Source organism: Streptococcus sp. 4155 (assembly GCF_013276695.1).
In the GTDB taxonomy this organism is placed as follows: Bacteria; Bacillota; Bacilli; order Lactobacillales; family Streptococcaceae; genus Streptococcus; species Streptococcus pseudopneumoniae.
In genome coordinates this window covers 1-9,937 of record NZ_VMLM01000035.1, presented here as the reverse complement: position 1 = coordinate 9,937, position 9,937 = coordinate 1, and the positions used below count along the sequence as shown (strand labels likewise).

Sequence of the window (9,937 nt, the reverse complement as noted above, 5' to 3'; positions counted from 1 at the left end):
GTTAATTTCATAATAAAAACACCCCAAAAGTTAGATTTCTTCTGTCTAACTTTTGGGGTGCAGTTCACCTAATATTATGCGTTTTTTCCTATTTTAAAGACTTTTATCCACCTATTATACAAAGTTAAATATCCATCACAGTTTACCATTAGCCTTCATTACTTAACCCATTCGCCATTATAGTTTAAGTAGTAACCACCTACTGTGGTATTAACAGCTAAAGCACCTGAACCATAGGCATAGTACCATTTACCATTGACTTGGAACCAGCCTGTCTTCATATCTCCATTACTTGCATTTAGGTAGTACCAAGTTGAACCATCTTTCACCCAACCAGTTGCCATAGCACCTGATGAACGAAGGTAGTACCAACTGTTACCAACATAAGCCCAACCTGTCTTCATATCACCATTTTGAGCATCTAGATAATACCAAGTTGAACCATCTTTCACCCAACCAGTTGCCATAGCACCTGATGAACGGAGATAGTACCAGTTATTACCTAGATATTGCCATCCTGTTTGCATTGCAGCAGTTGTTGGATCAAGGTAGTACCAAGCTGAACCATCATTTATCCAACCTGCACGTCTTTCACCACCAATATAGTTTTCTCCATTAATTTCTGTTTTAGCTAGATAATACCAGTTAGACTGATCATAAAGCCAACCTGTCTCTAAAGAATGATTCTGATTAAAGTAATAGTTCGTGTAATAACGCTTCTCTTCTTTATCTTCTGAATCTTCACGTTTTTCCCCGTACTCTTTTCCAACACTGTCTTTTGTTTTAATCTCTAATGCTTTCCAGCCAACAAATTCTTGTAGTACCCCATCTTGTCCAAAATAGTACCACTTGTGTTGAAGGCCGATTTCATTAACTGGTTGGTTATCTAATAAATCATCACGATAACCTGTTCCAGGAATTTCTAAGTATTGCCATCCAACTACCATTTCTCCTTTATCACCAAAATAGTAAGTTTTTCCGTCTATTTTATGCCAATAGATTGCTTTATGAGCATCTTTTACATAATATTTTCTATTATCCTTATCAACAAATTGGCCACCTGTGGTATCCGCAAAAACAGTATTTGTAGCTAGCAAACCAAAGAAAAATGCTGTCAGTCCAACTTGCATAGTTTTTTTCAAAAGTTTCATTTATATGTCCTCCAATATTAAATCCACTCACCAGATGAAGCAAAATTATAAACTTTACCATCGATAGTTTGGCTACCTGTTACCATAGCTCCACTTGAGTTAAGATAATACCAGTTTCCTCCTACTTTTATCCAACCTGTTTTCATGTCTCCATTAGTAGGATCTAGATAGTACCATGTTGAACCATCTTTATACCAACCAGTCTTCATATCACCATTTTTATTATCTAAGTAATACCATCTGCCTCGTACATTTTTCCAACCTGTTGCCATTGAACCAGAGGTTCCCAAATAATACCATTTTCCATTTACTTTTTGCCAATCTGTAAGCATCTTACCAGAAGCATCTAGATAGTACCAAGTATCATCTATTTTCTGCCAACCCGTTTGTTTATCATGTTGTTTATAATAGTACCAACTGCCACTTAATTTTTTCCATCCTTCAAGAGAATATCCTTTAAGTACTGAATAAATAAATGATAAATTCTGTTCATTTAATTTTACTGCGCTATTAACTTGGTTAGCTTCATCTCCCAAAGTATGTACTCCGACTACACGGTGACTAGCATCATAAACAGCAGATCCACTTGATCCCCCCAAAGTATCAACTTGATAATTCAAAAAAGTACCATCATCACTTAAAACTTGTTTTTTATCTGTATACATTTGATGAATTCCAAAATCATATGATGGATATCCTGTAATCGTCACTGGTGTTCCAGCCAAATTTTTCTGACTATTTGGAAGCCCCAGTGTTCCCAATTTTGCGCCAACAGGCTCTTCTAGAATTAATAGAGCCAAGTCATATTTCGATGCATCTCTAGAATTTAAAGTTCTAAATTCTTTCAAATAACGAACTTCCTTAACCTTGATCTTTCCAAATGGTTCCTGATCTGGACTAGCTGCTGGAAGTACATAAATAGCATCCGCTTCTTTTCCATATTTATGACTGTAGAAGTTATGAGCTGCTGTAATTAAAACATTATCTTTAATAAAATTCGCGCTTCCTCTTCCTTCTATATTCGTTCCATTGGCTACACCATTGTACTCAGACAAAACCATAGCTGAAGTTGAATACGGATATTGTAGAGTATTATCAATTTTAACCAAATCATCATTACCGATAATTACTTCTGATTGATTTTGGTAATATGAACCATATGTTGGCGAAATCTCAGGAAGTGAAAAATTATTAGTTTCTGGACTTTCCTGTAATGTTTCACTCACCTCATATTCTTCACCTGTACTAGAAATAACAGTCAAAGCAGATACTGTCGACAACTGGCTAGCCAATAAAGTACTCGCAATAATTGAAATACCCAATTTTTTATAAAACGTTTTCTTCATTATTTTTATCCTCCTAATGTGATTATAGCATACTATTCTAAAGTTCTCAATCTACTATAGAATCAAGAAATCTACCACCTTCTGTAAATACCCTCCATTATCACATAAACAGGTAAACTTTTCAATTAATGACTGCGCTTTTCAATCACGATAGAGGTACTTGCTTGCTTCTTTGATACTAAGTTCAGCCATTCTTTCCTTGTTTTTCTCAATAAAGCATGTTACCCAAGTTGGATTCGTTTTGGAGTAGTCTCGCAGAGTCCAGCCAATGGCTTTATTGGTAAAAAATTCTGTTTGGTTCAAGTTATGAAGGAGAATCTTTTCCATTAATTGAGTATTGGTCTTCTCTTTTCTTAATAACTGGTGGTCAATAGCGACGCGTCTCAACCAGATATTGTCTGACAGGCTCCATTGGAGGATTATTTTTTCCAGTTCCTGCTTCTCATACACCAAACTCCCTACTACTCGATCTAGGATATCCACCGTATCCCACCAAGACTTGGTAACAACCAACTGCTCTAGCTTAGGCAAATCGCTGTCCTTTAAATAAGACTGCATTGCTTTCAAATAGTTAGCAGCCACATACTGGTATTCTCTAGATTCTTTTTCCCAGCAAGTATCTGCAAAATCCCAATCGATAATCTTTGTTTTTTCGCTTCTGGAAAATATTTTTATAGAGTTTATTTCTTTCAGGCACCGCAATACCTAGAAAAGAAAATTGATGGCGCATATGGGCTTCCATGGGTCTTGCTTTTTAGAGTCTTTTGCTGCTTCTAGCTCCTCAAGTAAATCTGCTAAACTCATCTAAAACTCTTCATGCCCCACCAAATGGTGCTGAAAGGCATAGACAGCCGCCTGGGTGCGATCGCTGACTTCAAGTTTGGCAAGGATATTGGACACATGGGTCTTGACCGTCTTGAGAGAGATAAAAAGTTCATCAGCGATACGCTGATTTTCGTAGCCCTTGGCGATGAGTTGGAGAACATCTCGCTCACGCGCAGTCAGGTCCTCATGTAGTTCTATGTGATTGCGGTGGTATTCGACTTTTTTGCTGACCTCTTGCTCAATGGCCAACTCCCCAGCAGCCACCTTACGGACAGCATGGAGCAGTTCGTCGGCACTAGAAGTCTTGAGCATATAGCCACGAGCACCTGCATCTAAGACAGGCATGATTTTTTCATTGTCCAAGTAAGAAGTCACAATTAAAATCTTGGCTTCAGGCCATTCTTTAAGGATGGCCAAGGTCGCGTCAATTCCATTCATCTCAGGCATGACAATATCCATGACAATGACATTCGGACGCAATTTCAAGGCCAAGTCAATACCTTGAGACCCGTTTGCCGCCTCGCCCACAACTTCTACATCATCTTGGAGATCAAAGTAGCTTTTCAAGCCCAATCGGACCATTTCATGGTCATCTACTAGTAAAATTTTCATCTTTACTCCTTTATCATTCCTTATCTAACAGGGGAATACGGATATCAACTGCCAGTCCTTGCTTGGGAGCTGTCAAGAGTTGAACTGTTCCAGCCATATCTTCAACCCTCTCTTTGATATTTCGCAGTCCATAACTCAAGTCGTCTAAGTTCCCTAACTGGAAACCAATCCCATTGTCCACCACCTTCAGCTGCAATTCAAAGTCTGTCTGATAGAGATAGACATCCAAACAAGAGGCCTGGGCATGGCGGAGGGTATTGCTAATCAACTCCTGCAAAATGCGGAAGATATGCTCCTCAATCTTCTTGGGCAATTTCGTCATATTCTGCTTGAGACTAACCTTGAGATCACTCTTGTCCTCAAGCTCTTTTAGGAGAATTTGAATCCCTTCTATCAAGCTCTTCTGCTCCAGTTCAATTGGTCGCAAGTGCAGGAGCAAGACTCTCAAGTCCTTCTGGGCAGTTTCTAAAATAGCTGTGACACTCTGCAACTGGATCTGCATCTTTTCTCTATCCAATTTCAAAGCCTGCTGACTGACGCCTGATAAAATCATGTGAGCCGCAAACAATTCCTGACTGACTGTATCGTGCAAATCCCGAGCAATCCGCTTTCGTTCCTTCTCGATGATTTCCTCTTCCTGAGCAAGGCTGTGATTTTCAGCCTTTTGAAGCGCTTCTGTCAAGAGGTTAAGTTTGCCAGATAAGGACTTAAAACTAGCATCCAAATCTGGATCTACAACCTGAACCACTTCTTTCCCTGCCAACAAACGCTTGAGATTAGCCTGCATTTTTCTTAGAGAAAGCTCTTCCACACCTCTCCAAAACAGGGATAAGAGAAAGGTCATGGACATGCTGAATACCAACAATAAAAAGATAAATTTTTCTGTTTTTTCGACATCGTGCAAGAAAATAGACCAGTCAAAGTCAAGGATTTCCAGCAAGCTGTGGGAGAAAAAAAAGACAAAGAGGACAGAGGTGATGGCAATGATTACATAGGCTTGTTTTTTCATCCTCTGACCACCTCCACATCCCCAATCATAGTAGTCAAGAAAATCTTGACACTCTTGTTACTCTTGAGATAGTCTCTTGTTTCTTGATGATAGTGTTCATTGCGAAGGGCTCGCTTGGGCTGATTGAAAAAATTCAAATCCCCATAGAGACAGTTAACGCTAAGGCTGACTTCCACATCTACAGGTACAATGATTTTGGTCGTTCCTACCATCTTTCTGAGGATAATGACATTGTCATGATTGGTTAGAATCACCCTCTCCAGATGAATGGTGTCCTTGCCCATGAGACGAAAGAGATTGATATCATCAAACTGGCAAGTTTGATAACTTGAAAAATGATGGAGATTGCCAAACCAACGATTTTTCTCCTTCTTAACCGTCACAACCTCTTCAAAAACCAAATTTGTCTGCTCTTTTTCCTGGTTCATCATCGGGTAAAGAAGAAAGAGACTATAGATGACCGCAACAAAAATAGCTAGAATCACAAAAGGATTGAGCATGACGATGAAAAAGAAAAGAATGCTTGCCACCACTAACAGAAGATTATTGCCCTCTTTACCAGTGTAATAGCGAATCAAAAGCAAAAAGAGGAATAAAATCAGCAGAAAACGCGAAAAATGCTCTGAAACCATCAAAATCAGAGCTCCTGTCAAAAGACAGGCTTCGATAAATAAAAAGATTTTAAATTTTCTCATAGGTTGATCCTCTCCTTTCTATTTTATCACACTTCAAAAAAGTCACCTCAGTCTGAGGATGGAAAAAAGGCGGTGGTCACGCCTTTTTCATCTGATCCTTTGCTTCTTTTAATTTTCCATAAAGAAGATAGTCTACTTTTTGCAAATCTGCTATGGTGGCACAATTAAGAGCACACATAATCAAACGCAGATCGTCTTTCCAGCCTTGAACAATACCAATCACTTCTTCAACTGAATAGGTTTCAACCAATTCCAGAACTGTTCGTGACAGTCCTACAGCTTTGGCACCAAAGACCAAACACTTAATCATATCCAGCGGATTCCGAACGCCTCCACTAACCAAGAGTTCGACCTTGTCTTTCCATTCTTGGGCGTTGAGTAGGGCCTGCACGGTAGACTGTCCCCATTGATTGAGGTAATCACGCTGGCCACTGCGACGGTTTTCGATATAGGCAAAGCTGGTGCCACCACGACCTGATAAATCCACTGTACGAACACCCAGTTCATAGGCTCTCTCGATGGTCTTGGCATCCATTCCAAAGCCCACTTCCTTGAGAACAATAGGAACAGGAATTTGCTGGCTATAGTCTGCCAGATGCGATTGCCAGCTTCTGAACTTCCTTTCTCCCTCAGGCATAAGCAATTCCTGCATGACATTGACATGCACTTGCAGGAGAAGAGGATGCATCTCTTCTACAGTCTGAAGGCCTAACTCGACAGGCTTGTCCAATCCAATATTGGTTCCAAGGAGGAGATTGGGATGACTAGACTTGACAGAAAAAGAGTCATCTGCTGGATCTTTGAGTGCTGCGCTATAAGAACCCGTTACAAATAAAATACCACAGGCTTCTGCCACTTGAGCCAACTTTTGATTGATTTCTTTACCTTTTTCACTCCCACCTGTCATGGCATTGATATAAAAAGGAAAATCCCACTTTCGACCAGCAAACTCTGTCGACAGATCGATTTCATCCAGATTGTAAAGAGGCAAGGAAGAATGAAGCAGCTCCACCTCATCAAAGCTATTATAGGAACTTTTCTGCTCAAGGGCATAGCGGATGTGCTCATCCTTACGATTTGTCGTCATGTCCTATCCTTTCTTGGTATAAGAGCTCAATCCCCAGATCGGCCCAACGGTTTTTTAGGGTTTCAGTTGATTGCTCATCAAAACTCAAGGCAATACCACAATCACCACCACCAGCGCCACTGCTTTTGGCAACGGCTTGCAAATCTTGACTGGCTTCTTTCAGCTGTCTAAGCGAAGGCGTATAAATATCTGCGCTCAAGCCTTCTAAGAGATTGCTGGCTGTTTCCACCTGCTCAATAACTTTTTCGGATTTCCCCTGCTCCAAGGCTTCTACCAGAGAAGCCACTGTTTCTTTTGAGGAACTTAAAAAATTCTGATTGATATTTTGCTTGATTTGTTGAACCATATCACTAGATACAGCCACTTCCTTGGTCCATCCCACTAGGAAATCACATTCTAAAGTTGGTTTCACTTGTGAAATTGAAAAGTCCCAATCACGCTCTAAAACAGTCGCCAAATTTTCTTCTTTCAACCAAGCTGCTACCTGCTGGCGATCAAATGACTGGTAAAGAACCAAATCCTCTGCCACAATACAGGCAAGGTCCCCCATAGACCCATTGTCTCCGCGCTTGAGCAAGACAGCGCTAGCCAGCTTGAACAAAAGCTCCTGATCAACCGAAAGCTTATACAGAGCTAGCAGAGCCTTGATGACCAAAACAACGACGCTACCGCTAGAACCTAGACCAAACTTTTTCCCTTCCCGTTCCATTTTTCCTCGAATTTCTAGAGAAAAATGTCTTAAAGTTTGACCTCGATAAGTCAGGAAATCTTCCACTAAAGCAATCGTTTCTTGAATCAAGCTGTAGTCAGAATTTGGCGCCAAATCTACTGCGAAATCAAACAGATCTGAATAAATACGGTAGCTGTCAGAAAAAGCAATATCGCCCTTCATATAGATGGGAATGGCCTTTATCAAGGCCAACTGTCCGGGCTCTAAAATAGCATATTCACCTGCCCAATAGAGCTTTCCACAAGTTTTAACAGCAATCATCTTGACTCAAATCCTTTGTTTTTGACACAATCAAGCGGTAACGTTGACCGAAGATTTTTGATAAATGCTCCAAGTCTTTCTCTTGACAAAGAACTTTGACATTAGGACCGGCATCCATAGTAAAGTAGCAGGCCTCTCCTTGCTCGCGAAGTTGACGAACAAAGTCCATCGCTTCATAAGATGAATCGGTCAGATAAGAAAAGGCTGGTGATGCTGTTTTTGTCGTAGCGTGCATAGCAAGAGCATTTTTCTCCGTTAATTCTCCAATCTTGGCAAAGTCATTTTCCTTGAGATAAATCAGCATATCCTGATAGTCCTTCTCAGACTGACGAACCCAGTCGTCAAAAGTCGTCGAAGTCTCCACACAAAGTTTCATCCCGTCACGGCTAGAGATTGGTTTTTTCTTGTCCTCTAGCACCAACATGATCATAGCTAGTTTCAAGTTTGTCTCTACAGGGTAAATTCCCCCACTATCCTTGTCCCAGGCACCTAGTGGTCCATAAAAACTCCGAGAAGAAGAACCTGAGGCAAACTTAGCCTCCTGTGCCAACTGACTCCGAGACAAACCAAGCTGGAAATAAGCATTACAAGCCTTGACCAGGGCGGACAAACCACTAGAACTTGAGGACAGGCCCGCTGCCGTAGGCATATTATTTTGAGTATCGATACGGACAAAGCCCTCACCAGCTGGACGATAACGGTCAATAATCTTACTCATCTTGGCATGCTCGACCTCATTTTGTAGCTGAGCATTGATGTAAAATTCGTCAGCTGTTACATTGGCTGGTAAAGGCGACAAGGTCGTCTCTGTATACATATTTTCCAAAGTTAGAGAAATACTGCTAGTAGCAGGCACTATCTCTTTTTCTTTTTTCTTTCCCCAATATTTGATAATAGCAATATTTGCGTAGGAACGTACTGTTACAGGCTCTCTATCCATGTCTGAACAGCTCCTTTCTCTTCTAATCTTTCTGCTAATTCTTGTGCGTGTGTCAAATTATCTGCCAAGGCTATAATACAGCCTCCTAGCCCACCACCGCTCATCTTGGCACCCAGAGCACCATGGCTAAGAGCCGTTTCAACCAGATGGTCTGCCTCAGGGCTACTGACCCCAATTTCTTTTAAATGTAAATGCGCTTGACTGAGGATTTGTCCCAGTTCTTCAGCATCTTTTTGTGAAATCGCATCCTCTGCCTGCTGGGTCAATTCTCCCAAGGCATGCAAAAATGGTAGGGCATCCTTGCCCTTATTTTGAACCACTTGGATGGCTTCACGAGTATGACCATAAACACCCGTATCGGCAATCACCAAATAGGCGGATAAATCCATCTCAAGTTCTGTAAATCCTACGTTCTTGATAAAGCGAATAGGTTGGTCACTGAGACAGGTCTTAGCATCCAAACCACTAGGATTCATATGGGCAATCATTTCAGCTCGATTGACCAAGATTTCTAGTACATCATGAGGCAGATCGGCCTGATAGTAGTCAAATACCGCACGAATGGCCGCTATGCTGATAGCCGCTGACGAACCCATCCCCCGTTTCTCAGGGATAGCCGAGTCAATCTCACAACGAATGCAGGCTTCTGTGATATCCAAATACTCCAGTGAGGCATAAACCGCCATGGACAAGGTATCCTCCTCATAAAGGCGCCAAGGACTCTCTGCAGGAACTACCTTACAGGTCACCTCCACCTCCAAAAGAGGCAGGGAAATGGCAGGATAACCGTAAACGACCGCATGTTCCCCTATTAAAATTATCTTACTATGTGCCTGACCGACACCAACTTTTTTTGTCATTTTTTCCTTTTACTAGACGAAAAACGTCTTATTTTTCATACAAGTATTAATTCTTTCCTATCTATTTTATTATATTTTCACAAAAAAAGCGATTGTTTCCATTCACAATCGCTTCTTTCATTATTGAACCCATTCGCCATTATAGTTGACAGAATAGCCATTTACAGTCGTATTCACTGCCAAGGCACCTGAGCTATAAGCGCGTAGTACCATCTGCCATTGACCTGGAACCAACCTGTCGTCATAGAACGACGAAAGAAACTCCATACCGTTAAGTAAAGAGGAAAGTCGTGAGGGAGCATGCGCCATTGACAACCTGTTTTAGTGACGTACAAAGTCTCATTAACAAGTACTCGTTTCGGCCATTTATAGGTGCGGTGTTTGGAGAAATAGGGTTCAATCTCCCAAGAGGCATAGGGGT

General features: G+C 41.1%; 9 protein-coding genes and 2 pseudogenes. All 11 read right to left on the bottom strand.

Features of this window, described 5'->3' with window-relative positions:
* Positions 1-158: 158 nt before the first annotated feature.
* The 11 genes and pseudogenes from cbpJ to HT715_RS11855 all read right to left on the bottom strand — a co-directional run bounded on the left by cbpJ (position 159) and on the right by HT715_RS11855 (position 9,917).
* Entirely contained in the window at positions 159-1,151 is a 993-nt protein-coding gene (gene cbpJ / locus HT715_RS04755) for a choline-binding protein CbpJ (RefSeq protein WP_000771146.1), read from the bottom strand.
* A 17-nt stretch (positions 1,152-1,168) separates the two neighbouring features.
* Positions 1,169-2,212: a serine protease gene (locus HT715_RS04750; RefSeq protein ID WP_202795742.1), complete on the bottom strand. Its 1,044-nt coding sequence runs from the start codon at positions 2,210-2,212 to the stop codon at positions 1,169-1,171.
* A 426-nt stretch (positions 2,213-2,638) separates the two neighbouring features.
* Positions 2,639-3,301: pseudogene (locus HT715_RS04745) on the bottom strand (DNA alkylation repair protein).
* The gene (locus HT715_RS04735) at positions 3,302-3,934 is read right to left on the bottom strand and encodes a response regulator transcription factor (protein ID WP_000698420.1); all 633 of its coding nucleotides are present in this window, start codon (positions 3,932-3,934) and stop codon (positions 3,302-3,304) included.
* 13 nt (positions 3,935-3,947) lie between these two features.
* Positions 3,948-4,943, bottom strand: coding sequence for a sensor histidine kinase (locus HT715_RS04730; protein WP_000743655.1), 996 nt, complete (start codon positions 4,941-4,943; stop codon positions 3,948-3,950).
* Positions 4,940-5,638: a cell wall-active antibiotics response protein LiaF gene (gene liaF, locus HT715_RS04725; RefSeq protein ID WP_001224643.1), complete on the bottom strand. Its 699-nt coding sequence runs from the start codon at positions 5,636-5,638 to the stop codon at positions 4,940-4,942. The genes HT715_RS04730 and liaF overlap by 4 nt, the downstream gene beginning before the upstream one ends.
* Before the next feature lie 76 nt (positions 5,639-5,714).
* Positions 5,715-6,725: a type 2 isopentenyl-diphosphate Delta-isomerase gene (gene fni / locus HT715_RS04720; RefSeq protein ID WP_000210663.1), complete on the bottom strand. Its 1,011-nt coding sequence runs from the start codon at positions 6,723-6,725 to the stop codon at positions 5,715-5,717.
* A complete protein-coding gene (locus HT715_RS04715; protein ID WP_000562398.1) occupies positions 6,709-7,716 on the bottom strand; it encodes a phosphomevalonate kinase in 1,008 nt (335 codons plus the stop codon). Before HT715_RS04715 ends, fni begins: the two co-directional genes overlap by 17 nt.
* A complete protein-coding gene (mvaD, locus tag HT715_RS04710) occupies positions 7,703-8,656 on the bottom strand; it encodes a diphosphomevalonate decarboxylase (protein WP_000373448.1) in 954 nt (317 codons plus the stop codon). The genes HT715_RS04715 and mvaD overlap by 14 nt, the downstream gene beginning before the upstream one ends.
* Complete coding sequence (gene mvk, locus HT715_RS04705) at positions 8,638-9,516, bottom strand: mevalonate kinase (RefSeq protein WP_000163312.1); 879 nt, start codon at positions 9,514-9,516, stop codon at positions 8,638-8,640. Before mvk ends, mvaD begins: the two co-directional genes overlap by 19 nt.
* Before the next feature lie 120 nt (positions 9,517-9,636).
* Positions 9,637-9,917, bottom strand: a pseudogene (locus HT715_RS11855) (transposase).
* Positions 9,918-9,937 lie beyond the last annotated feature (20 nt).

Bases quoted from the DNA above. Each gene is read 5' to 3' on its own strand.
- cbpJ (WP_000771146.1), bottom strand. From the start codon at position 1,151: ATGAAACTTTTGAAAAAAACTATGCAAGTTGGACTGACAGCATTTTTC.
- fni (WP_000210663.1), bottom strand. From the start codon at position 6,725: ATGACGACAAATCGTAAGGATGAGCACATCCGCTATGCCCTTGAGCAG.
- HT715_RS04715 (WP_000562398.1), bottom strand. From the start codon at position 7,716: ATGATTGCTGTTAAAACTTGTGGAAAGCTCTATTGGGCAGGTGAATAT.
- mvk (WP_000163312.1), bottom strand. From the start codon at position 9,516: ATGACAAAAAAAGTTGGTGTCGGTCAGGCACATAGTAAGATAATTTTA.
- mvaD (WP_000373448.1), bottom strand. From the start codon at position 8,656: ATGGATAGAGAGCCTGTAACAGTACGTTCCTACGCAAATATTGCTATT.
- HT715_RS04750 (WP_202795742.1), bottom strand. From the start codon at position 2,212: ATGGTTTTGTCTGAGTACAATGGTGTAGCCAATGGAACGAATATAGAA.
- HT715_RS04735 (WP_000698420.1), bottom strand. From the start codon at position 3,934: ATGAAAATTTTACTAGTAGATGACCATGAAATGGTCCGATTGGGCTTG.
- liaF (WP_001224643.1), bottom strand. From the start codon at position 5,638: ATGAGAAAATTTAAAATCTTTTTATTTATCGAAGCCTGTCTTTTGACA.
- HT715_RS04730 (WP_000743655.1), bottom strand. From the start codon at position 4,943: ATGAAAAAACAAGCCTATGTAATCATTGCCATCACCTCTGTCCTCTTT.